Origin of the sequence: Sanguibacter keddieii DSM 10542 (genome assembly GCF_000024925.1) — a bacterium.
Lineage (GTDB): Bacteria > Actinomycetota > Actinomycetes > Actinomycetales > Cellulomonadaceae > Sanguibacter > Sanguibacter keddieii.
This window is the reverse complement of sequence record NC_013521.1, coordinates 2520745-2544018: the sequence shown is the minus strand read 5'-3', so window position 1 is coordinate 2544018 and position 23274 is coordinate 2520745. Positions and strand designations below refer to the sequence as shown.

The following is a 23274-nucleotide window of genomic DNA, read 5'->3' as shown; positions in this document are numbered from 1 at the left end:
CGCGCCGCGGACCCCGCGGTCGTCCTCGGGCGCCACGGACCGTCCGTCGAGCGCTCCGCGCGGGCAGGACCAGGAGCCGCGGACCGCTCGCCCCGGCCGCGCCCGTGCTGCGGCCCCGGCCACGCCGCGCACCGGTCGGCCCGCACGCGTGACCGCCGCAGCCGAGCCTCGGAGGTCGTCGGTCGCGCGCCAGCGTGCCGCCCGCCCCCGCGTCGGCGGCACCGTCGACGCGCGGACGCACCGGCGTCTGCGCGCGGCACGTGTCGGCAACCCCCTGACCCGGGTCCGGGTGCTGTCGATCGCCGTCATCGCGACGCTCGCGCTGTTCTCCGGCCGGCTCGTCTACGTCCAGGCGTACCAGGGCGAGACCCTCGCCGCCGAGGCGCTCCAGGGCCGGATGAACACCCAGACCATCCCCGCCGTGCGCGGGGAGATCACCGACGCGGACGGCAACGTGCTCGCGACCTCGGTGACCCGCTACAACGTCTTCGCCGACCAGGTCCTCATCGAGGACTGGGCGCACACGGTCGACGGCGAGCGCGTCGGCGGCGCCGCCGAGGCCGCGCGCCTGCTCGCCCCCATCCTCGAGGAGCCCGAGGCCGAGCTCGCCGCGAAGCTCTCGGGCAGCAGCCAGTACAAGATGCTCAAGCGTGACACCGCCCCCGAGACCTGGGACGCGATCAAGGAGCTCGGGATCTCCGGGCTCTTCGCAGAGCAGGACTCGCGGCGCTCGTACCCGGCCGGGACCACGGGCGGCAACCTGCTCGGCTTCGTCGGCGCCGAGGGGCACGGCATGGCCGGCCTCGAGCACGCCCTCGACGAGCAGCTCGCCGGCGTCGCCGGAAGCCGGACCTTCGAGCGCGGGCTCGGTGGGCACGTGATCCCGACCGGCATCCAGTCGACCACCCCTGCGGTCCCCGGCACGGACGTCCGGACCACGCTGCTCATGGACCTGCAGTGGAAGGCCCAGGCCGCGATCGAGGCCCAGGTCGAGGCCATGAACGCGAGCGGTGGCTTCATCGTCGTCTCCGACGTGAAGACCGGGGAGATCTACGCCCTCGCCGACGCCGGCTCGATGGACCCCAACTCGCCGACGGGCTTCGGCGGTAGCCAGGCGATCTCCACGATCTTCGACCCGGGCTCGACCGCCAAGATCGTCACCATGGCAGCAGCCATCGAGACCGGCGTCGCCACCCCGACCAGCCAGTACCAGGTGCCCTACGAGTACCCCACCTCCAACGGGCAGGTGTTCAAGGACGCCCACGAGCACGGGCTCGAGAACTGGACCCTCACCGGCATCCTCGCGCAGTCCTCGAACACCGGGACCGTGATGGTGGGTGAGCAAATCCCCAAGCAGGTCCGGCACGACTACCTCACCAAGTTCGGCTTCGGGGAGCGCACGGGCATCGAGCTGGCCGGCGAGGAGCGCGGCCTGCTCGCCGACGCCGACGACTGGGACGGCCGCACGCAGTACACGGTGCTGTTCGGTCAGGGCATGGCGGCGACCGCTCTCCAGTCGACCAACGTCTTCGCGACCATGGCCAACGGGGGAGTGCGCACCACCCCGCACCTCGTGGCGGGCACGACCGACGAGGCCGGCACCTTCACGCCGAGCGTCCAGCCCGACCCGGTCCAGGTCGTCTCGCCCGAGACCGCCCACACGGTGCTGACGATGATGGAGTCAGCCGTGGAGGAGGGCACCGGCGGTGCGGCGATGATCGACGGCTACCGGGTCGCGGGCAAGACGGGCACCGCCCAGATCCCCGGCCCCAGCGGGAAGCTCGACGCCTACATGGCCTCTTTCATCGGCGTCGCCCCGGTCGACGACCCGCGCCTCGCGATCGGCGTGTTCCTCGAGAACCCGACGGCGACCGAGTACGCGAAGTTCGGCAGCGTCTCCGCCGCGCCGGTGTTCTCCGACGTCATGTCCTTCGCGCTCCAGCAGCTCGGCGTCGTGCCCTCCGGCACGAGCCCGGAGCTGTACCCCTCCACCTGGTGACCGGGCGGGCACCGAGGTGGATCCTCGCGGTGCCCGGCCCCGTCCCGCGATAGATTGGCCACCATGACGTCACCCCACGGGTCGCTGCGCCCTGCCTCCGTGCAGCCGAGGTCGCTCGGCGACCTCGCCGACACCGTCGCGGTGACCGTCGACCCGGCGGCTCGGGGCGTCCTCGTCTCCGGCGTTGTCCTCGGCAGCGCTGACGTGCAGCCCGGCGACCTCTTCGTGGCGGTCCCCGGAGCACGCTCGCACGGCGCACGCTTCACCGCCGCGGCGGTCGCCGCCGGTGCGGTCGCGGTGCTCACGGACACCGAGGGTCTCGCCCTGCTCGAGTCGACCGACGAGGGTCTGGCTCTCGTCCACGGCACACCCGTCGTGCTGCTGCCCCAGGGCAGCGACCCGCAGCGCGCCGCAGGCTCCGCAGCATCGTGGTTCTACGACCACCCGTCGGCTGCGCTGACCAGCTTCGGCGTCACGGGGACCAACGGGAAGACCACCACCACCTACCTGCTCGACCACCTGCTCACCGCCCTCGGCCGGACCGTCGGGCTGGTCGGTACCGTCGAGACCCGGTCGGGTGCACGCGTGCTCCCCAGCCGCCTGACGACCCCCGACGCCGCGACCCTGCAGGGCGTGCTCGCGACCATGCGCGAGGACGGCGTCGACGTCCTCGCGATGGAGGTCTCCTCGCACTCGATCAGCCAGCGGCGCATCGACGGCCTGCACTTCGACGTCGCCGGCTTCACCAACCTCAGCCAGGACCACCTGGACTTCCACGGCGACCTCGACCGCTACTTCGCGGCCAAGGCCGAGCTGTTCACCGCAGAGCGCGCCCGGCGCGGCGTGGTGGTCGTCGACGACGAGTGGGGCCGTCGCCTCGCTGCCACCGCTGACATCCCCACGGTCACGCTGAGCGTCGAGCACAGCGGTGGCCCGCAGAGCGACTGGACGGTGCGGGACGTGCACGCCGGGGCCTCGGGCTCCACGTTCTCCGTCGTGCACCGGGACGGGCGCAGCGTCCGGGCGCGGACGGCCCTCCCGGGCTCCTTCAACGTCGCCAACGCCGCCCTCGCGATCGTCATGGTCGTCGAGTCGGGCATCGAGGTGGGGACCGTCACAGCCGCTCTGGAGGCTGCCGGCGGTCTCTCTCCCGCGGTTCCTGGCAGGATGGAGCAGGTCTCCGACAGCCCCCGGGTGGTCGTCGACTTCGCGCACAACCCCGACGCCCTCGCCCTCGCTCTCGCGGCCCTCCGGCCGACGACCGCGGGACGGCTGGTCGTCGTGTTCGGGGCCACGGGCGAGCGCGACACCACCAAGCGTCCGGTCATGGGCAGGATCGCGGTCGAGGGGGCCGACGTGGTCGTCGTGACCGACGACGACCCGCACGGCGAGGCTGCCGACGGCATCCGTGCCGAGGTGCTCGCAGGAGCACGGGAGGCCGCCGCACAGCCAGGCTGCGACGTCGACGTGCTCGAGGCCGCGCCGCGGGCGCTCGCGATCCGGGCGGCGGTCCTCGCCGCGGACGACGAGGACACGGTCCTGGTCGCCGGGCGTGGGCACGAGGTCTGGCAGGAGATCGACGGGGTGGACCACCCGCTCGACGACAGGGTGGAAGCACGCGCAGCGGTCGCCGACCGCGCGCAGCGAACGACGAAGGAGCACAGCGAGTGATCGATCTGACTGCCGCCGAGGTCGCGGACCTCACGGGAGGCACGCTCGCCGCCCCACACACGACGCGGGTCCACGGCCCGACCGTGGTCGACTCCCGCAAGGTCTCGGCCGGGGCGCTCTTCGTGGCGCTCGTCGGCGAGTCCTCCGACGGCCACGACCACGCTGCGGGTGCGGTCGCCGACGGCGCGGCGCTCGTGCTCGCGAGCCGCGAGCTCGACGGGCTGCCGTGCGTCGTGGTCGACGACGTCACCCGGGCGCTCGGGCTGGTCGCCGCCGAGCACCTCCGTCGTCTCCGGGCCTCCGGCCCGCTCCAGGTCGCCGCGGTGACCGGCTCGGTCGGCAAGACGACCACCAAGGACCTCCTCGGGCACGTGCTCTCCGAGAGCGGACCCACGGTCATGCCTCGCGCCTCCTTCAACAACGAGATCGGCCTGCCGCTCACCGTCCTCGAGGCAGGCCCCGAGACCCGCTACCTCGTCCTCGAGATGGGTGCCTCGGCACCCGGCGACCTCACCTACCTCACCGGTATCGCCCCACCCGACGTCTCGATCGTCCTGGCCGTCGGTGCGGCTCACCTCGGCGGCTTCGGCGGGCTCGACGGCGTCGCCCGGGCCAAGTCCGAGATCGTCACCGGTCTGCGCCCCGAGGGCGTCGCCGTGCTCAACGCGGACGACCACCGGGTCGTCGCCATGCGCGACCTCGCACCCTCGCGCGTCGTCACCTTCGGGACCGTGCGCGACGCCGGCGTGCGGGCGCACCGCGTCTCGGTCGACCGTCTCGGTCGTGTCTCCTGCCAGGTGGTCGTGGGGGAGCGCACCGCAGACCTCTCGCTCCGCCTCGTGGGCGAGCACCACCTCACCAACGCGCTCGCCGCGCTCACCGCGGCGGTCGAGCTGGGCGTCGACCTCGACACCGCCGCCGCGCTCGTCAGCTCCGTGGACGCCGCCAGCCCGCACCGGATGGCCGTCACCGAGCGGCCTGACGGCGTGACCGTCATCGACGACTCCTACAACGCGAACCCCGACTCGATGCGCGCGGCCCTCAAGGCCCTCGCCGTCGTCGCGGGCCGGGACCGCCGCTCGGTCGCCGTCCTCGGCGAGATGCTCGAGCTCGGGCCCGACTCGCGCGACCAGCACGACGAGATCGGACGCCTCGTGGTCCGCCTCAACATCAAGCTCCTCGTGGTGGTCGGCGCCGGGGCCTCCGGCCTCGCCGACGGCGCCACCCAGGAGGGCTCCTGGGGTGAGGAGGTCGTCGAGGTCGAGGACGTCCCCGCCGCCGAGCGCTTCCTCGCCGAGGAGCTCCGCTCCGGCGACGTGGTCCTCGTGAAGTCCTCCAACGGCTCTGGCCTGTGGCGGCTGGGCGACGCGCTCACGGCGGTGACCTCGTGATCGCGGTCCTCGCGTCGGTCTCGGTCTCGCTGCTCGTCGCGCTCTTCGGCACGCCGCTCTTCATCAAGCTGCTCGTCAAGCGCAACTACGGGCAGTTCATCCGCCAGGACGGTCCGACGGCGCACTTCACCAAGCGCGGGACGCCGACCATGGGCGGGGTCGTCATCATCGGCGCCACGCTCGCCGGCTGGGCCGCGGCGTCGATCGTCAGCGGTCGCCTGCCGTCGGCCTCGTCGCTGCTCGTCATCTTCCTCATGACCGGCCTCGGGCTCGTGGGCTTCCTCGACGACTACATCAAGATCTCGAGGCAGCGCAGCCTGGGGCTCTCCGCACGCTGGAAGATCGTCGGCCAGGGCATCGTCGGGGTCACCTTCGCGGTGCTCGCGCTGCAGTTCCCCAACGCGAACTTCCGCACGCCCGCCTCGACGAGCGTGTCGTTCATCCGGGACACCAACATCGACCTCGCCTTCGCGGGCGTGACGGTCGGCCTCATCCTCTTCGTCCTCTGGGCGAACCTCATCATCACGGCGTGGTCCAACGCGGTGAACCTCACCGACGGGCTGGACGGTCTCGCCACCGGGGTCTCGCTCATCGTCTTCGGCGGGTACGTCATCGTCTCGATCTGGCAGCTCAACCAGAACTGCCAGCTGGCCAGCGCCGTCGGTCCTCGCTGCTACGAGGTCCGCGACCCGCTCGACCTCGCGATCGTGGCTGCGGCCATCATGGGCGCCTGCTTCGGGTTCCTCTGGTGGAATGCGTCGCCCGCCAAGATCTTCATGGGCGACACCGGCTCGCTCGCGCTGGGTGGCGCCCTGGCCGGCCTGTCGATCCTGTCGCGCACCGAGCTGCTCGCCATCATCATGGGTGGCCTGTTCGTCATCATCGTCCTCTCGGACGTCATCCAGATCGGCTTCTTCAAGATGACCGGCCGGCGGGTGTTCAAGATGGCACCGCTGCACCACCACTTCGAGCTCTCGGGGTGGGGCGAGGTCACGATCGTCATCAGGTTCTGGATCATCGCCGGGCTGTTCACCGCCCTCGGCCTCGGCATCTTCTACGCAGAGTGGGTCGTCGGTTGGGTCCGCTGACCGCGCTCTCGGTGCTCGTCGCCGGTCACGGCGTGACCGGCCGAGCCGTGGCCCGGGTCCTGTCGACCCGTGCCGCCCGGGTCGTCACGCTCGACGCCGGCGAACCCGAGGCCGACCTCGCGACCGTCACCGCCGAGGACGTCGCGGGCTTCGACGTCGTCGTCGCCTCGCCCGGGTGGCCGCCCACGTCGCAGGTGTTCCTCGACGCGGCAGCGGCCGGCGTCCCCGTGTGGAGCGAGGTCGAGCTCGCCTGGCGGCTGCGCGTGCCCACCGCGAGCACGGGACAGCCCGCTCCGTGGCTGGCGCTCACCGGGACCAACGGCAAGACCACCACGGTGGAGATGCTCCTGTCGGTCCTCGAGGCCGACGGTCGCCGCGCGGCCGCTGTCGGCAACGTCGGCCGCCCGCTCGTCGAGGCCGTCGTCGACCCGGAGATCGAGGTGCTCGCCATCGAGCTCTCGAGCTTCCAGCTGCACTTCACCAGCTCGATGTCCCCGCTCGTCGGGGCGGTGCTCAACGTCGCGGCGGACCACCTCGACTGGCACGGCACCTTCGAGGAGTACGCGGCCGCCAAGGGGAAGGTCTTCCACCAGGCTCAGGTCGCGTGCGTCTACAACGTCGCGGACCCGGTCACCGAGCGGCTCGTCCAGGACGCCGACGTCGTCGACGGAGCGCGCGCCGTCGGCGTGACGGTCGGCGCGCCCGGACGGTCCGAGCTCGGGCTGGTCGAGGGTGTCCTGTGCGACCGGGCCTTCCACCTCCCGGCCGACGACCCGCGACGGCACCAGAGCGCGGCGGAGCTCGGCACCCTCGACGACCTCGGCCACCTCGCCGGGCCCGACGGCTCCGTGCCCTCCCACGTGGTGTTCGACGCCCTCGCGGCGGCGGCGATGGCCCGCGCCTTCGGCGTCGAGGCCCGCGCGGTCCGCGAAGGGCTCCGCGCGTTCCGCCCCGGTGCGCACCGGATCGTCACCGTCGCGCAGGTCCCGGCCGTCGAGGGCGAGGGGACCGTGGCCTTCGTCGACGACTCCAAGGCGACCAACGCGCACGCCGCCGCGGCCTCGCTCGGCGGCTTCGCCCCCGGGACGGTGGTCTGGGTCGCCGGCGGCCTGGCCAAGGGCGCGACCTTCGACGACCTCGTCCGGGACCGCGCCGACAGGCTGCGGGCCGTCGTGCTCATCGGCACGGACCACCGCGGGCTGGCCGACGCGCTCGCTCGACACGCGGGCGAGGTCCCCGTGGTCGAGGTCGATCCTGGTGACACTGGGACGGTGATGCAGCGCGCGGTCCAGACCGCTCACCAGATGGCCCGGCCGGGCGACACGGTGCTGCTCGCCCCCGCCTGCGCCTCGATGGACCAGTTCGCGTCCTACGCCGCCCGCGGCGACGCGTTCGCGGAGCAGTCCCGGCGTCTGCCGGGGCACCGCGGAGGCCCTGATGGCCAGCCCTAGCATCGAGCGCCCCGGGCGTGGTGCGACCGCACGCCCCCCGCGCGGGAGCTCTCGGCAGACGCTCCGCGCCTCCTGGGCCAGCCACTGGGACAGCCCCGTCACCAGCTACTACCTCCTCGTCGGTGCCGCGTCGCTGCTCCTCGTGCTCGGCCTCGTGATGGTGCTGTCGAGCTCCTCGGTCGACTCGCTGGCCGCCGGGGACTCGCCGTACAAGGTCTTCCTCAACCAGGCGCAGTTCGCGCTCATGGGCCTGCCGCTGATGATCCTCGCCACGCGGATCCGCCCCGCGGGATACCGCAGGATCGCCTGGCCCGCGCTGGCCGCAGCGGTGTTCCTGCAGCTGCTCATCTTCACGCCGCTCGCGGTCGGCACCAAGGGCAACGTCAACTGGATCAGCCTCGGCCCCGGCCTGACGATCCAGCCGTCGGAGTTCTCCAAGATCGCCCTGGCGGTCTGGCTCGGCGTCGTCCTGGCACGCAAGCAGGACCTCCTGCACGACTGGAAGCACGTGGCGATCCCCGCGGGCCCCGCGGTCGCCCTGGTCGTCGGCCTCGTCATGGTGGGCAAGGACCTCGGGACCGCCCTGATCTTCATCCTCCTCGTGGCAGGCGCGCTCTTCGTGGCGGGTGTCCCGCTGCGGATCTACTCCGCGATCGGCGCGGGGACCCTGGTCCTCGTCGCGATCGCCGCGAGCACCGGCAACCGGTCGAACCGCATCTCCGCGCTCCTGGGCGGTGAGGTCGCCGACCCCGCGGGCGTCGGGTACCAGGCCAAGCGCGGGCTCGAGGCGCTCGGCTCCGGCGGCTTCGCCGGGGTGGGGCTCGGTGCGAGCCGCGAGAAGTGGTCCTACCTCCCCGAGGCGCACAACGACTTCATCTTCGCGGTGATCGGCGAGGAGCTCGGTCTGCTCGGGACCCTCCTCGTGCTGCTGCTCTTCGCGATCCTCGGCATCGGCATGGTGCGGGTCATCCGCCGCCACCCCGCCCCGATGGTCAAGATCACCACTGCCGCGATCGGCTGCTGGATCATCGGTCAGGGTCTCATCAACATCGGTGTGGTCATCGGCCTGCTGCCGGTGATCGGCGTCCCGCTGCCCCTGGTCTCGGCGGGCGGCTCTGCCCTGATCGCGACGATGCTGGCGCTCGGCATCGTCATCTCCTTCGCGCGCGACGAGCCCGGTGCCCGCGAGGCGCTCGCCGCGCGCCCGAGCGTGGTGCGCCGCTCGATTGCGGTCGTCAGCGGTGCCACGTGGCGCCGGGGCGGCCGTCCACAGAACTCCGACGATGGGTGACACGCACGTGCTGAAGTCTGCTCTCCTGGCGGGTGGTGGGACCGCCGGTCACGTCAACCCGCTCCTCGCCGTGGCCGACGAGCTCGTCCGGACCCACCCCGGGCTCGCCGTGACCGTGCTGGGCACCCGTGAGGGCCTCGAGTCCGACCTCGTCCCGGCCCGCGGGTACCCGCTGAGCGTGGTGCCCAAGGTCCCCCTGCCGCGCCGTCCGAGCGTCGCCTGGTTCCGGCTCCCCGGACGTCTGCGCGCCGCGGTGCGCGCCGCGGGCGAGGCGATCGACACGAGCGGTGCCCAGGTGGTCGTCGGCTTCGGCGGGTACGTCTCGACCCCCGCCTACCTCGCGGCCCGTCGCCGGGGCGTCCCTGTCGTGATCCACGAGCAGAACGCCCGCCCGGGCCTGGCGAACCGTCTCGGCGCGCGGTGGGCGCGGTCCGTCGCGGTCACCTTCCCCTCGACCGCGCTCCCCGGTGCCGTGGTCACCGGGCTGCCGCTGCGCCGCGAGGTCGCGGCCCTGGTCGACGAGCGCGCCTCGGACGCCGCCGGCTCGCGCGCGGCCGCCGCGGCACGGCTGGGCCTCGACCCGGCTCTCCCCGTGCTCGTGGTGACGGGTGGGTCCCTCGGCGCGCAGCGGCTCAACGAGACGGTCTCGGCCCTCGCCGAGCTGCTCACCTCCTCGGGTGCCCAGGTGCTCCACCTCACCGGTCGCGGCAAGTCGGCGCCCGTGGCGGCGGCCGTCTCCGCGCTGCCCGGAGGGCTGTCGGAGCGCTACCAGGTCCGCGAGTACCTCGACGAGATGCACCTCGCCTACGCCGTGGCCGATCTCGTGGTGTGCCGCTCCGGCGCCGGGACCGTCTGCGAGCTCACCGCGCTCGGCCTGCCGGCCGTCTACGTGCCCCTGCCCGTCGGGAACGGCGAGCAGCGGCTCAACGCCGCCGCGGTGGTCGAGGCCGGCGGTGGCCTGCTGGTCGCCGACGCGGACCTCACCCCTGCCTGGGTCACCGCGCACGTGGTCCCGCTCCTCACGGACCCCGCCGCGCTGTCGACCATGTCGAGCGCCGCTGCCGGTGTCGGCGTGCCCGACGCGGCCGGTGCCGTCGCGGCCCTCGTCGAGCGCGCAGCCTCGGAGGTCTCACGATGAGCGCGCACCTCACGTCCGACCTCGGTGTCGCCGACCTCGGGACGGTCCACCTCGTCGGGATCGGCGGCGCCGGGATGTCCGTGGTCGCCCAGCTCCTCGCCGCCCGCGGTGCGAGGGTCCAGGGCACCGACGCCCGGCGCAGCGCCGTCACCGACGCGCTCGTCGCCTCGGGCATCGACGTCCAGGTCGGCCACCGCGCCGAGCACGTGGCCGGCGCGCAGACGCTCGTCGTCTCGAGCGCCGTCCGAGAGGACAACCCCGAGCTGGTGGCGGCGCGGTCGGCAGGCCTGCGCGTGCTCCACCGGTCGCAGGCCCTCGCCATCCTCATGTCGGGGTCACGGGCCGTCGCGGTCGCGGGGGCGCACGGCAAGACGACCACCTCGGCGATGACGGCGGTCGTGCTCCGGGAGGTCGGCCTCGACCCGTCGTTCGCGATCGGTGGCTCCGTGATCACCGAGACCGGTGCGGTCCCGGGCGGGCACTCCGGCACCGGCGACGTCCTCGTCGCCGAGGCCGACGAGTCGGACGGCTCGTTCCTCGCCTACCGCCCGACCGTCGCGGTCGTGACGAACGTGGAGCCCGACCACCTGGACCACTACGGGACCCGGGCCGCCTTCGAGGAGGCCTTCGTCGAGTTCGCGGGCAACATCGTCCCGGGCGGGACCCTGGTCGCCTGTGCGGACGACGCCGGTGCCGCCGAGCTCGCACGCCGTCACGCGGCCGCCGGCGGAGAGGTCGTCACCTACGGGACGGCCCCCGGGGCGACCGCGCTGCTCAGCGGGTACCGGGTGGAGACCGACGGGACGAGCGCCTTCGAGCTCACCCTGCCGGGTGCCGACGCCGCGTCCGCCGACGGGCTCACGGTGCGCCTGCGCGCCCCGGGGCTCCACAACGCCCTCAACGCGTCGGCCGCGCTGCTGGCGGCCGTGCGTCTCGGGGTCGACCCGGCCGCTGCGGTGGCGGCGGTCTGGGCCTTCCGCGGGACCGGTCGCCGGTACGAGAGCCGGGGGACGGTCGGCGGCGTCGAGGTCGTCGACGACTACGCCCACCACCCGACCGAGGTCGCGGCGCTGCTCCGGGCGGCGCGCGCCCTGGTCGGCACCGGGAGCCTGCGCGTCCTCTTCCAGCCGCACCTGTTCTCGCGGACCCGGATCTTCGCCCAGGAGTTCGCCGAGGCCCTCGACCTCGCCGACGACGTCGTCGTGTGCGACGTCTACGCCGCGCGCGAGGACCCTGACCCGGAGGTCGGACCGCACCTGCTCGTCGACCGCATGACCGGTCGGGGACGGGTCGTGGCGGACCGTGTCGAGGCTGCCACGAGCCTCGCCGGCTCGGCCGAGCCCGGAGACCTCGTCCTGACCGTCGGTGCCGGCGACGTCACCGAGATGGGTGCCGTGGTCCTCGACGCCCTGCGTCGGAGGGTCGCCGACGGCGACCTGCCCGACGAGGGAGCTGCGCCTGACGAGACGACCGCGCCGACCGAGGGTGCGGTGTGAAGCCACCGGCAGCCCCCCGCCCGCGGCGCGACGGCGACGGCGAGCCCGCCCGTCGCGGGACCCAGGGCGCGCCGCGCGAGCAGCGACCGGCGCAGACCGGCGCGTCGCGGACCGCGTCCTCGCGGGCTGTCCGCCCGGCGAAGGGCGCCACCGCGCAGAAGCCTGCGGCGAAGGACGCGCAGAAGCCCGCGGCGAAGGCCTCGCGCGACGGGCGCCCGCAGGGCTCGCGGCCACCGGCGCAGCCGCGCCCGGTCCCGCCGCCGCCCGCCGCGCCGAGGGGCGCGACCTCGAAGAAGGACCCGACCCCGAAGAGCGGGAGGCCCCCGGCACAGCGGTCGACCTCAGGTGCGCCGAGCACCGGCCGTGTCCTCGTGCCGACGGGGCGACGTGCCGGGTCGGGAGCGACGCGTCCGTCGACCGGTGCGCAGGTCCAGGTCCAGCCTGTCCGACCCGCCCCGACCGTGTCGACGGGGAAGGTCGCCGTGCTCTCGACGGGCATGGCGGAGCGTCTCGCCGAGCAGAAGGCGATGCGTCGGCACCGTCTCGTGCGGCGCGTCGCGGCGTGGACCGGTGCGCTGGCGGTCCTCCTCGGGGCGTCGTGGGTGCTGTTCGCCTCGAGCCTCTTCGCCTTCGACCCCGACCACCTGGTGGTCGAGGGGAGCGGGACCACCGTCGACATGGCAGCGGTTGTCGCCGTGGTCGCGGAGCACGAGGGGACGTCCCTGGCGCTGCTGAGCACCTCGACGATCCACGACGAGGTCATGGAGGTGCAGAACATCCGTGACGTGTCCGTCGTCCGCCAGTGGCCCACCGGCCTCGCGGTCGAGGTCGTGGCGCGCGAGCCTGTGGCGTCCGTCCCGGTCGAGGGCGGGTTCGCGCTCCTGGACCGCGACGCGGTCACCGTCTCGACGGTGGGGGAGGCCCCGCCGGAGCTGCCGGTCATCGCCATCCCGCTCACCGGCGAGGACGACCGGACGCTCGACGCCGCGCTCGAGGTGCTCGGCTCGCTGCCGCCCGAGCTCACCGCGGAGGTCGCGTCGATCTCGGCGGCGACGCAGGACGCGGTGACCCTGACGCTCCGCGACGGGGTGGTGGTCGAGTGGGGGGCGTCGTCGGACTCGGCCCTCAAGGTGCAGGTGCTCGCGACGCTGCGCTCGAACGAGGTGAGCGCGGCCTCGCAGGTGTTCGACGTGTCCGCGCCGACCTTCCCGATCACGCGGTGACGGGGGTCGGTAGGGGCTCATGAACGTCCCCGCGCGGCCGAAGGGGAAAAGTATCTGCCCGACACGCGGGGTGGGTCGTTGATTCATGGCGTGGGGCGCGCATAGCGTCACGCCTAGCACAACCTGACATAACTATAACCCTCTACTTGAGGGTGAAGGTTTTAGGTTTCCAGATCGAGAGGCACGGACGTGACAACTCCGCAAAACTACCTAGCAGTGATCAAGGTGGTCGGCATCGGCGGCGGCGGGGTGAACGCCGTGAACCGGATGATCGAGGTCGGGCTCAAGGGCGTCGAGTTCATCGCGATCAACACCGACGCGCAGGCGCTGCTGATGTCCGACGCGGACGTCAAGCTCGACGTCGGCCGCGAGCTGACCCGTGGTCTCGGCGCCGGCGCCGACCCCGAGGTCGGCAAGAAGGCTGCCGAGGACCACGAGGAGGAGATCGAGGACGTGCTCCGCGGAGCGGACATGGTCTTCGTGACCGCTGGCGAGGGTGGTGGCACCGGGACCGGTGGCGCACCCGTCGTCGCCCGCATCGCCCGCTCGCTCGGCGCGCTCACCGTCGGTGTCGTGACGCGACCCTTCACCTTCGAGGGACGCCGCCGCGCGACGCAGGCCGAGTCCGGCATCGACGCGCTGCGCAACGAGGTCGACACGCTCATCGTCATCCCGAACGACCGCCTGCTGTCCATGTCGGACCGCAACGTCTCGGCCCTCGACGCCTTCCACTCGGCCGACCAGGTGCTGCTCTCGGGTGTCCAGGGCATCACCGACCTCATCACCACCCCGGGCCTGATCAACCTCGACTTCGCCGACGTCAAGTCGGTCATGCAGGGCGCGGGCAGCGCACTCATGGGTATCGGCTCCGCACGGGGCGACGACCGCGCCGTGCAGGCCGCCGAGCTCGCGATCTCCTCGCCGCTCCTCGAGGCCAGCATCGACGGCGCGCACGGCGTGCTGCTGAGCATCCAGGGTGGGTCCGACCTCGGGCTCTTCGAGATCAACGAGGCCGCCCGGCTCGTGCACGAGGCCGCGCACCCCGAGGCGAACATCATCTTCGGTACGGTCATCGACGACGCGCTCGGCGACGAGGTCCGCGTCACCGTGATCGCCGCCGGCTTCGACGGCGGCTCGCCGCACGCCCGCAAGGACGTGCGTCAGCAGCAGCAGGCCCAGCCTGTCCAGCAGCAGCACGCGGCCCCCGCGGCTGCCGAGCCGGTGCCCACGACCACCGGGGTGCACGCCCTCGCGCGCCCGGTCGTGCCGCTCGACTCCGGCTTCGACTCCTCGGACGCCGCACCGGTCGACCCGTCGCAGCAGCAGGCCCGTCCCGCTGCTGCCGCGCCGGCCTGGCAGCCCGAGCCCGGAGCCACCGGTCCGGTCCCGGCCTACATGTCGACCGAGCCGGACGCCGTGCAGCGCACGGGGCAGCTCGAGGTCCCGAGGATCTTCGACGAGGAGCCGCCGCGTCGCCGCGTCGACGACCTCGACGTCCCGGACTTCCTCAAGTAGCACCGTCACCACCATGCACGCACCACGGATCCCGGTGCTCGAGGTCGACCTCGGGCCCGGGATCCGTGCGTTCTTCACCACCCGCGACGGAGGTGTCTCGACCGGACCCTGGGCGGGGCTCAACGTGGGGACCGCCGTCGGTGACGCGCCGGGGTCCGTCGAGGAGAACCGCAGGCTCGTCGAGGACGCGGCAGGCGGCCCCGTGACCTTCGTCTCCCAGGTCCACGGCCGGGAGGTGCACCTGGTCGCCGAGGGTGCCGCACCCACCACCTCGACCGCACCCGTCGAGGCCGACGCGCTCGTGGCCCCCGCCGGCGGCATGGCGGTCGGCGTGTACGTCGCCGACTGCGTGCCCGTGCTGCTGGCCGACCCGGGCAGTGGCGTCGTCGCCGCCGTCCATGCCGGCCGGCCCGGTGTCGAGGCCGGCGTCGTCACCGCAGCGGTCCAGGCGATGGTCGCGGCCGGTGCCGACCCCGCGCAGGTCCGCGCTGCGGTCGGCCCTGCCGTGTGCGGGCGGTGCTACGAGGTCCCCGAGGACCTGCAGGCCCGCGTCGGCGGGACGGTCCCCGACGCGCTGTCCACCACGGCCTGGGGGACCCCCGCGCTCGACCTGCCGCGCGCCGTGGCCGGTCAGCTCCGTGCCGCGGGGGTGCGGGCCGTCGATCGTCTCGACGTCTGCACGCGGACCGACGAGCGGTTCTACTCGCACCGCCGGGCGAGCGCCGAGGGGCTCGTGACCGGCCGCTTCGCCGGGGTCGTCCGACCGCCGTCCGCCTCGTGAGGTCCGCGAGACGCGGGGTCGAAAGTCGTCCGCGCCTCTGGCGTGTCGCGCCGAGCGGCCCGGGGCGCCGGGATAGCGTAGTTCTACCGTCAGCGTCCGGGAGCCTTCCGGATCACGGCTGACCGGACTGACGCGGAACGGAGAGATGGCGATGGCTGGAGCGCTGCGCAAGACGATGCTGTACCTAGGCCTCGCAGACGATCGAGGCGAGGTCGAGCAGGAGCACTACGACGAGTACGACGACTACGACGAGGTAGGTGCGGACGTGGCTGAGGAGTACGAGGCCCAGGTGACCCCGATCAACCGCTCCGTCGCACGACGGGAGAGCCACGTGCAGGCTGTCGCCTCGTCCGAGCTCCGACGCATCACGACGGTGCACCCGCGCTCCTACAACGACGCCCGGGTCATCGGCGAGGCCTTCCGCTCCGGCACCCCGGTGATCATCAACCTCTCCGACATGGACGACGCCGACGCCAAGCGTCTCGTCGACTTCTCGGCGGGCCTGATCTTCGGCCTGCGCGGTGCGATCGAGCGGGTGACCAGCAAGGTCTTCCTGCTCTCGCCCGAGCACGTCGAGGTGTCCGCCGGCCAGGAGCAGGCGCAGGAGAAGACCTCCGGCCCGGCCTTCTACAACCAGAGCTAGCACGTGATCTTCTCCCTCCTGGCGATCGTGTGCTTCCTGTACCTGCTGACCCTCTTCGGACGGGTCATCTTCTCGTGGGTCCAGGTGTTCTCCCGCGACTGGCGGCCCCGTGGCGTAGCCCTGGTGGTCGCCGAGGTCGTGTTCAGCCTGACCGACCCGCCTCTGCGCTTCCTGCGGAGGTTCATCCCGCCGCTGACCATCGGTCAGATCCGGCTCGACCTCGGGATGCTCATCCTGTTCTTCGGGGTGTCCTTCCTGCTCCAGGTGTGCCTGGTCCTGGCGGGCACATGACCGGAGCCAGACCGGAGGATCCGACGACCTGACGAAGCAGAACCCCGCCGACTCCCGGGCACAGGGCGCGCGCACGAGCGATCGTCCGCTAGCGTGACCTGTGGCGGTCGGTGGATTGACCGAAGAGACCAGCGCAAGTACTAGAGGTGATGACGATGGTGGCACTGCTCACTGCAGATGACGTCCTGACGAAGAAGTTCCCGGCGACCAAGTTCCGAGAGGGGTACGACGTCGTCGAGGTCGACGACTTCCTCGACGAGGTCCTGACCACGCTCCGCGAGCTGTACGCCGAGAACGACGACCTCAAGGCGAAGCTCGAGGCGTCCGAGCGCCGTGTCGCGGAGCTCAGCCGCGCGAACGCGCAGCAGCAGTCCGAGCCGCGCCCCGTGTCGGTCGAGAAGGCCGTCGAGGAGCCCAAGCCTGTCGTGGCACCCGTGGCCGAGCCTGCGCCCGTCGCGGCCCCGGCGCTCACGCCCCGCGAGCCCGAGATGGCGACCGGCATCATCCAGATGGCGCAGAAGCTGCACGACGACCACGTGCGCGCCGGCCAGGAAGAGGGCGACCGACTCATCGCCGAGGCCAAGAGCGAGGGCAACCGCATCGTCCGCGAGGCCGAGGAGACCTCCTCGCGCACGCTGTCCCAGCTCGAGCAGGAGCGGTCGCTCCTCGAGCGCAAGATCGACGAGCTCCGGATCTTCGAGCGCGACTACCGCACCCGCCTCAAGAGCTACCTGCAGAACCTGCTCGGCGACCTCGACAACCGCGGCAGCGCGCTGCCGAGCGGCGGCTCGTCCGGTCAGGACAAGCAGGGCATCTGACGCCCCGGCGTCGTCGCCCTCACGCATCGCACGCACCTCTCAGCCGGTGCACGCAGTTCACCTCTCCGCGCAATGCGGCGTGGTGGATTGCGTGCACCGGCTGTGCCGATTAACCTCGGCTCACTTCTACGAAAGAGGCCGTGATGTCGATCCGTGACGCAATCAGCAACGCCCCCGCCAAGGACCAGTTCCCGACCCTCTCCGAGGACGTCAAGTCCTTCCCCGTCCGCGACGGGGAGGAGCCGTGGACCGGCGCCGAGGTCGAAGAGCTCGCCGACGAGCTGATCACCGAGAACGTCCGCCTCCAGACCGAGCTGGTCGCCGCCGACCAGGAGCTCTCCGAGCTGCTGCGCAACTCGGGCGACGGAGCCGGCGACGACCAGGCGGACTCCGGCTCGTCCGCCCTCGAGCGCGAGCAGGAGCTCACCCTCGTCAACAACACCCGGGACCTGCTCGCGCAGAACACGCGTGCCCTCGCCCGCATCGGGGCCGGCACCTACGGTGCGTGCGAGTCCTGCGGTCAGGCGATCGGCAAGGCCCGCCTGCAGGCCTTCCCGCGTGCCACCCTCTGCGTCACCTGCAAGCAGCGCGAAGAGCGTCGTTGAGCGTGACGACGCACCGGGGCGCGCTCGGTCGTGGGAGACTTCACGGGTGATCGCCGAGAACGACAGCCCCGGACCGAACGACAGCAGCTCGACCTCCGGGTCGCCCGGCCTGCGCGCCAGCACGGCGCCGGCCGGCCCCCGGACCGGGAGGGTGCTGGCGGGCATCCTCGGCATCGCAGCCGTGGTGCTGCTCGTGGACCAGCTCACCAAGCTCTGGGCCCAGTCGGGGCTCGAGGAGGGAGCGGCCCCGCTGCCGCTCATCGGTGAGCTGATCCAGCTCCGCCTCATCTACAACCCGGGCGCGGCCCTCTCGATCGCCAGCGGCCAGACCTGGATCCTCAGCCTCCTCTCCGTCGGCGTCGTGGTGTTCGTGGTCGTCACGGCCCGCAAGATCCGGTCGACGGCCTGGGCGGTCGCTCTCGGCCTCGTGCTCGGAGGGGCCCTCGGCAACCTCGGCGACCGGCTCTTCCGGGAGCCCGGCTTCCTCGTGGGCCACGTGGTCGACTTCATCGACTACGGCCCGTTCATCGGCAACGTCGCGGACATCGCGATCGTCGTCGCCGCCGTGATGATCGGCATCCTCGCGATCCGCGGGATCGGACCCGACGGTCTGCGCGGAGACGAGCAGGACGAGCCCGCCGAGGTCGACAGCGCGTCGGGCACCGCGGAGGCAGCCAGCACGGACGAGACCGGCGGGACGACCACCGGCACGGGCGAGGAGCAGCGATGACCACCCGCACGCTCCCCGTCCCCGACGGGCTCGCCGGCGAGCGGGTCGACGCGGCCCTGGCCCGCATGCTCGGGCTCTCCCGGACCGTCGCAGCCCAGATCGCGTCCGACGGCGGGGTCCGCCTCGACGGACGTGCCCTGGGCAAGTCCGACCGCCTCGCACCGGACTCGTGGATCGAGGTCGACGTGCCAGACCCGTCCGCACCTCGCGGGCCCGTCGTGGTGGCCGAGCCGGTCCCCGGCATGAAGATCATGTACGACGACGACGACGTGGTGGTCATCGACAAGCCCGTCGGCGTCGCGGCGCACCCCTCCGTGGGGTGGACCGGCCCGACCGTGGTCGGTGCGCTGATCGCCGCGGGGTACACGATCGCGACCTCGGGAGCTGCCGAGCGCCAGGGCATCGTCCACCGTCTCGACGTGGGGACCTCGGGCCTCATGGTCGTGGCCAAGAGCGAGCACGCGTACTCGGTGATGAAGCGCGCCTTCAAGGAGCGCACCGTCGAGAAGGTCTACCACGCGCTCGTCCAGGGACACCCCGAGCCCACCACGGGGACCATCGACGCGCCGATCGGCCGCCACCCGAACCACGACTACAAGTTCGGGGTGGTCGCCGACGGCAAGCCCTCGGTGACGCACTACGAGGTGCTCGAGATGCTCTCCGCCGCCTCCCTCGTCGAGGTGCACCTGGAGACCGGGCGCACCCACCAGATCCGCGTGCACTTCTCGGCGCTGCGCCACCCCTGCGTCGGTGACCTCACCTACGGTGCGGACCCGCGCCTCGCGGAGAAGGTCTCGCTGACGCGCCAGTGGTTGCACGCCAAGCGGCTCGGCTTCGAGCACCCCTCGACAGGCGAGTGGGTCGAGGTGGTCAGCGAGTACCCCGAGGACCTCGCCGCAGCCCTCGAGGTCGTCCGGGGGGAGTACCGATGACCGCCCGGGACCGCAGCGCGCTCCGCGTGCTCACGGTGACCTCAGAGGACCAGCTGCAGGACGCCTTCGCGATCCGCTTCGAGGTGTTCGTGGGGGAGCAGGGCGTCTCGGCCGACGCCGAGCTCGACACGGCCGACCGCGCGCCGACCACCCAGCACGTGCTCGTCGTCGACACGAGCGTCGAGCCGCCCGAGCCCGTCGGCACGGGACGCCTGCTCGCCGACGCCGAGCACCCCGACGCCCTGCACATCGGCCGCCTCGCGGTCCGGGCGCCGTGGCGCTCGTCGGGGGTCGGGGCGGTGCTCATGCGGGCCCTCGAGACCCTCGCAGCCGAGCGGACCCCCAGCGGCTCCCAGGTGCGGGTCGAGCTCAGCGCGCAGGAGCAGGCGATCGGCTTCTACCAGCGGCAGGGGTACGTGGTCGACGACTCGCACAGGTACCTCGACGAGAACATCTGGCACCGCGACGCCGTCAAGACCGTCGACGGCACGGCCTGAGCCGAGCCGTGGGAGAAGTCCCACAGTGGTCCCTCGGTGAGTCGTCCCTCCGGGCGATCTAGACTCGACGCATGTCGTCTGCGCCCCCTCGTTCTGAGGACTTCGTCCACCTGCACGTGCACACCGAGTATTCGATGCTCGACGGGGCGGCCCGCCTCGGGGACCTCTTCGAGGAGACCAAGAGGGTCGGCCAGAGCGCGATCGCGACGACCGACCACGGGTACCTCTTCGGGGCGTATGACTTCTGGAAGCAGGCGACCGACGCGGGCGTGAAGCCCATCATCGGTGTCGAGGCGTACGTCACCCCTGGGACGTCGCGCTTCGACAACACCCGTGTGCGCTGGGGCGACGCGAGCCAGGCGAGCGACGACGTCTCCGCCCGTGGTGCGTACACCCACCTGACGATGTGGGCCCGCAACAACGAGGGGATGCACAACCTCTTCCGGGCGAGCTCCCTCGCCTCCCTCGAGGGGCAGATGGGCAAGTGGCCCCGCATGGACCGGGACCTGCTCGAGCGGTACAGCCCAGGTCTCATCGCGTCGACCGGGTGCCCCTCGGGCGAGGTCCAGACGCGTCTGCGGCTCGGTCACTACGACGAGGCCGTGAAGGCTGCCGGTGAGCTCCAGGACATCTTCGGCAAGGAGTACTTCTACGTCGAGCTCATGGACCACGGGCTCGACATCGAGACGCGCGTCTTCAAGGACCTGCTGCGCCTCGCCAAGGACATCGGCGCCCCGATCGTGGCGACCAACGACCTGCACTACGTGCGCCAGGAGGACAGCGGCTCGCAGGAGGCGCTGCTCGCCATCAACTCGGGCTCGACCCTCACCGACCCGGACCGCTTCAAGTTCGACGGCGACGGCTACTACGTCAAGTCCGCCGCAGAGATGCGCCGCCTCTGGAAGGAGCTCCCGGAGGCCTGCGACAACACGCTCGTCATCGCCGAGCAGTGCGAGGTCTCGTTCAACACGGCTGCCAACTACATGCCGAATTTCCCGGCCCCGGCGGGCGAGGACGAGACGTCCTGGTTCATCAAGGAGGTCGAGACCGGTCTGCAGTACCGGTACCCGGACGGGATCCCGACCGAGGTGCGCGAGCGCGCCGACTTCGAGACCAAGGTCATCACCCAGATGGGCTTCCCGGGGTACTTCCTCGTGGTCGCCGACTTCATCAACTGGTCCAAGGACAACAACATCCGTGTGGGACCCGGCCGCGGTTCGGGTGCCGGGTCGATGGTCGCGTACGCGATGCGCATCACCGACCTCGACCCGCTCGTCCACGGTCTGATCTTCGAGCGCTTCCTCAACCCGGACCGCGTCTCCATGCCCGACTTCGACGTCGACTTCGACGAGCGTCGCCGCGGCGAGGTGATCCGGTACGTCACCGACAAGTACGGCGAGGACCGCGTCGCGCAGATCGTCACCTACGGCACCATCAAGGCCAAGCAGGCGCTCAAGGACTCGAGCCGCCTCCTCGGCCTGCCCTACGCCATGGGCGACAAGCTCACCAAGGCGATGCCGCCGGCGATCATGGGCAAGGACATCAGCCTCACCGGGATCTTCGACCCGGACGACAAGCGCTACTCGGAGGCGGAGGAGTTCCGCCAGGTCCACGCAGCCGACCCCGAGGCGCAGCGCGTCGTGGAGCTCGCCAAGGGCATCGAGGGCCTGAAGCGCCAGTGGGGCGTCCACGCGGCCGGCGTCATCATGTCGAGCGAGCCGCTCATCGACATCATCCCGATCATGCGCCGCCTGCAGGACGGCGCCGTCATCACGCAGTTCGACTACCCCAAGTGCGAAGAGCTCGGGCTCATCAAGATGGACTTCCTGGGGTTGCGCAACCTCACCATCCTCGACGACGCCCTCGAGAACATCGTCATGAACGGCAAGGAGGCGATCGACCTCGAGAGCCTCACCCTCGACGACCCGAACACCTACGCCCTGCTCTCCCGAGGGGACACGCTGGGCGTGTTCCAGCTCGACGGCGGCGGCATGCGCACGCTGCTCAAGCTCATGCGTCCCGACAACTTCGAGGACATCTCGGCCGTCGGTGCGCTCTACCGTCCGGGGCCGATGGGTGCGAACTCGCACACCAACTACGCGCTCCGCAAGAACGGCCTGCAGGAGGTCGTCCCGATCCACCCGGAGCTCGAGGAGCCGCTCGCCGAGGTCCTCGGGACCACGCACGGTCTCATCGTGTACCAGGAGCAGGTCATGTCGATCGCGCAGATCGTCGCCGGGTTCTCGCTCGGCCAGGCAGACATCCTGCGTCGTGCCATGGGCAAGAAGAAGAAGTCCGAGCTGGACAAGCAGTTCGAGGGCTTCTCGGGCGGCATGGTCGAGCGCGGCTACTCCATGGCCGCGGTCAAGGCGCTGTGGGACATCCTGCTGCCGTTCTCCGACTACGCGTTCAACAAGGCCCACTCGGCCGCGTACGGCGTGGTCTCGTACTGGACGGCGTTCCTCAAGGCGAACTACCCGACCGAGTACATGGCGGCGCTGCTCACCAGCGTCCGCGACGACAAGGACAAGTCGGCGCTGTACCTCAACGAGTGCCGGCGCATGGGCATCACGGTGCTGCCGCCGGACGTCAACTCGTCGTCGGCGAACTTCACCGCCGTCGGCAAGGACATCCGCTTCGGGCTGACGGCCGTCCGCAACGTGGGGGCGAACGTCGTCGAGGCGATCGTCACCACGCGGGAGGCGAAGCAGAACTTCACGTCCTTCACGGACTTCCTCGACAAGGTCCCGGCGGTGGTCTGCAACAAGCGGACCATCGAGTCGCTCATCAAGGCCGGGGCCTTCGACTCGCTCGACCACCCCCGCCGCGCGCTCCAGGTGGTCCACGAGCAGGCGGTGGACTCGGTGATCGGCGTCAAGCGCAAGGAGGCCGAGGGGCAGTTCGACCTCTTCGCCGGCTTCGGCGACGAGGCGGACGACGGGATGTCGTTCAGCGTGGACATCCCGGACCTGCCCGACTGGGAGAAGAAGCAGCTGCTCGCCTTCGAGCGGGAGATGCTCGGGCTCTACGTCTCGGACCACCCGCTCTCCGGGCTCGAGCACGTGCTGCAGCAGGCCGCCGAGGTGTCGATCGCCAAGCTGCTCACCGACGAGGACCGCCCGGACGGCTCGACCGTCGTCATCGCCGGTCTCATCACCTCGCTCCAGCGCAAGATGTCCAAGCAGGGCAACCCGTGGGCCGCGGTGACCATCGAGGACCTCGACGGCGGCGTCGAGGTGATGTTCTTCGGCGAGACGTACATGGCCTACTCCACGATCCTCGCCGAGGACCAGGTGGTGGTGCTGCGCGGTCGCGTGCGCCGCCGGGACGACACCATGCAGCTCCAGGCCATGGAGGTGTCGCTGCCCGACATCTCGACGGGGACCGACTCGCCGCTGATCATCACGATCCCGCGGAACCGGTGCCTCGAGCAGATCGTGGTCAGGCTGCGTGACGCGCTCAAGACGCACCCGGGCGACGCCCAGGTACGGATCCACGTCACCGAGCCGGGGAAGACGACCGTGGTCCAGGCGCACGACCAGTTCAGGGTGTCGAAGTCCTCGGCGCTGTCAGGCGAGCTCAAGGCCCTGCTGGGACCCGCCTGCCTCACCGTGTGACGCGTGCGCGCCTGGCGGGGGTGGCCTCGTGCCAGTCAGCTGCCCGGGTGGTGTGACATCGGTCGCCCGCCCGGGCGTGGGGCTCGCGCGGTGCCTA

Annotated in this window: 19 protein-coding genes; all 19 read left to right on the top strand. The window is 71.8% G+C overall.

The genetic code is table 11. The features are described 5' to 3' along the window. The first annotated feature begins 148 nt into the window (after positions 1-148). The 19 genes from SKED_RS11215 (at position 149) to dnaE (ending at position 23177) form a co-directional block, all read left to right on the top strand. Positions 149-1999 (top strand): peptidoglycan D,D-transpeptidase FtsI family protein, encoded by a 1851-nt coding sequence (locus SKED_RS11215; RefSeq protein WP_245534554.1) that lies wholly within the window; start codon positions 149-151, stop codon positions 1997-1999. Between the two features lie 63 nt (positions 2000-2062). Next, positions 2063-3670 carry a UDP-N-acetylmuramoyl-L-alanyl-D-glutamate--2,6-diaminopimelate ligase gene (locus SKED_RS11210; protein ID WP_012867269.1) on the top strand — a complete coding sequence of 536 codons (1608 nt, stop codon included), beginning with the start codon at positions 2063-2065 and terminating at the stop codon, positions 3668-3670. Continuing rightward, positions 3667-5061, top strand: a complete 1395-nt coding sequence (locus SKED_RS11205) for a UDP-N-acetylmuramoyl-tripeptide--D-alanyl-D-alanine ligase (protein ID WP_012867268.1) — start codon at positions 3667-3669, stop codon at positions 5059-5061. The genes SKED_RS11210 and SKED_RS11205 overlap by 4 nt, the downstream gene beginning before the upstream one ends. After that, entirely contained in the window at positions 5058-6149 is a 1092-nt protein-coding gene (gene mraY, locus SKED_RS11200) for a phospho-N-acetylmuramoyl-pentapeptide-transferase (RefSeq protein ID WP_042439106.1), read from the top strand. Before SKED_RS11205 ends, mraY begins: the two co-directional genes overlap by 4 nt. Next, positions 6137-7600, top strand: a complete 1464-nt coding sequence (murD, locus tag SKED_RS11195) for a UDP-N-acetylmuramoyl-L-alanine--D-glutamate ligase (RefSeq protein WP_012867266.1) — start codon at positions 6137-6139, stop codon at positions 7598-7600. Before mraY ends, murD begins: the two co-directional genes overlap by 13 nt. Beyond that, positions 7587-8891, top strand: coding sequence for a putative lipid II flippase FtsW (gene ftsW / locus SKED_RS11190; protein ID WP_012867265.1), 1305 nt, complete (start codon positions 7587-7589; stop codon positions 8889-8891). Before murD ends, ftsW begins: the two co-directional genes overlap by 14 nt. Continuing rightward, a complete protein-coding gene (gene murG / locus SKED_RS11185) occupies positions 8884-10029 on the top strand; it encodes an undecaprenyldiphospho-muramoylpentapeptide beta-N-acetylglucosaminyltransferase (protein ID WP_012867264.1) in 1146 nt (381 codons plus the stop codon). Before ftsW ends, murG begins: the two co-directional genes overlap by 8 nt. After that, positions 10026-11525: a UDP-N-acetylmuramate--L-alanine ligase gene (murC, locus tag SKED_RS11180; protein WP_012867263.1), complete on the top strand. Its 1500-nt coding sequence runs from the start codon at positions 10026-10028 to the stop codon at positions 11523-11525. The genes murG and murC overlap by 4 nt, the downstream gene beginning before the upstream one ends. Then, positions 11522-12748: a cell division protein FtsQ/DivIB gene (locus SKED_RS19760; RefSeq protein WP_012867262.1), complete on the top strand. Its 1227-nt coding sequence runs from the start codon at positions 11522-11524 to the stop codon at positions 12746-12748. Before murC ends, SKED_RS19760 begins: the two co-directional genes overlap by 4 nt. Before the next feature lie 189 nt (positions 12749-12937). After that, positions 12938-14263, top strand: coding sequence for a cell division protein FtsZ (gene ftsZ / locus SKED_RS11170; RefSeq protein WP_042437997.1), 1326 nt, complete (start codon positions 12938-12940; stop codon positions 14261-14263). Positions 14264-14276: 13 nt separating this feature from the next. Next, positions 14277-15044 (top strand): purine nucleoside phosphorylase YfiH/LACC1 family protein, encoded by a 768-nt coding sequence (locus SKED_RS11165; protein WP_012867260.1) that lies wholly within the window; start codon positions 14277-14279, stop codon positions 15042-15044. A gap of 151 nt (positions 15045-15195) precedes the next feature. Continuing rightward, on the top strand, positions 15196-15687 hold the full coding sequence (locus SKED_RS11160) for a cell division protein SepF (RefSeq protein WP_042439101.1): 492 nt from the start codon (positions 15196-15198) through the stop codon (positions 15685-15687). A gap of 3 nt (positions 15688-15690) precedes the next feature. Then, complete coding sequence (locus tag SKED_RS11155) at positions 15691-15978, top strand: YggT family protein (protein WP_012867258.1); 288 nt, start codon at positions 15691-15693, stop codon at positions 15976-15978. A 158-nt stretch (positions 15979-16136) separates the two neighbouring features. Continuing rightward, positions 16137-16796, top strand: coding sequence for a DivIVA domain-containing protein (locus tag SKED_RS11150; protein ID WP_174269744.1), 660 nt, complete (start codon positions 16137-16139; stop codon positions 16794-16796). 143 nt (positions 16797-16939) lie between these two features. Beyond that, complete coding sequence (locus SKED_RS11145) at positions 16940-17401, top strand: TraR/DksA family transcriptional regulator (RefSeq protein WP_012867256.1); 462 nt, start codon at positions 16940-16942, stop codon at positions 17399-17401. Positions 17402-17447: 46 nt separating this feature from the next. Further along, positions 17448-18131: a signal peptidase II gene (locus tag SKED_RS11140; RefSeq protein WP_012867255.1), complete on the top strand. Its 684-nt coding sequence runs from the start codon at positions 17448-17450 to the stop codon at positions 18129-18131. Continuing rightward, positions 18128-19063: an RluA family pseudouridine synthase gene (locus SKED_RS11135; protein WP_012867254.1), complete on the top strand. Its 936-nt coding sequence runs from the start codon at positions 18128-18130 to the stop codon at positions 19061-19063. The genes SKED_RS11140 and SKED_RS11135 overlap by 4 nt, the downstream gene beginning before the upstream one ends. Then, positions 19060-19560: a GNAT family N-acetyltransferase gene (locus tag SKED_RS11130; RefSeq protein ID WP_012867253.1), complete on the top strand. Its 501-nt coding sequence runs from the start codon at positions 19060-19062 to the stop codon at positions 19558-19560. Before SKED_RS11135 ends, SKED_RS11130 begins: the two co-directional genes overlap by 4 nt. Positions 19561-19631: 71 nt before the next feature. Beyond that, positions 19632-23177, top strand: a complete 3546-nt coding sequence (gene dnaE / locus SKED_RS11125) for a DNA polymerase III subunit alpha (RefSeq protein ID WP_012867252.1) — start codon at positions 19632-19634, stop codon at positions 23175-23177. Positions 23178-23274: the final 97 nt, after the last annotated feature.

What these genes read in the sequence shown, in the direction of transcription:
- SKED_RS11160 (WP_042439101.1), top strand. Translation starts at nt 15,196, where the DNA reads ATGGCTGGAGCGCTGCGCAAGACGATGCTGTACCTAGGCCTCGCAGAC.
- SKED_RS11210 (WP_012867269.1), top strand. Translation starts at nt 2,063, where the DNA reads ATGACGTCACCCCACGGGTCGCTGCGCCCTGCCTCCGTGCAGCCGAGG.
- dnaE (WP_012867252.1), top strand. Translation starts at nt 19,632, where the DNA reads ATGTCGTCTGCGCCCCCTCGTTCTGAGGACTTCGTCCACCTGCACGTG.
- ftsW (WP_012867265.1), top strand. Translation starts at nt 7,587, where the DNA reads ATGGCCAGCCCTAGCATCGAGCGCCCCGGGCGTGGTGCGACCGCACGC.
- SKED_RS11165 (WP_012867260.1), top strand. Translation starts at nt 14,277, where the DNA reads ATGCACGCACCACGGATCCCGGTGCTCGAGGTCGACCTCGGGCCCGGG.
- murC (WP_012867263.1), top strand. Translation starts at nt 10,026, where the DNA reads ATGAGCGCGCACCTCACGTCCGACCTCGGTGTCGCCGACCTCGGGACG.
- SKED_RS11135 (WP_012867254.1), top strand. Translation starts at nt 18,128, where the DNA reads ATGACCACCCGCACGCTCCCCGTCCCCGACGGGCTCGCCGGCGAGCGG.
- SKED_RS11130 (WP_012867253.1), top strand. Translation starts at nt 19,060, where the DNA reads ATGACCGCCCGGGACCGCAGCGCGCTCCGCGTGCTCACGGTGACCTCA.
- SKED_RS11145 (WP_012867256.1), top strand. Translation starts at nt 16,940, where the DNA reads ATGTCGATCCGTGACGCAATCAGCAACGCCCCCGCCAAGGACCAGTTC.
- murG (WP_012867264.1), top strand. Translation starts at nt 8,884, where the DNA reads ATGGGTGACACGCACGTGCTGAAGTCTGCTCTCCTGGCGGGTGGTGGG.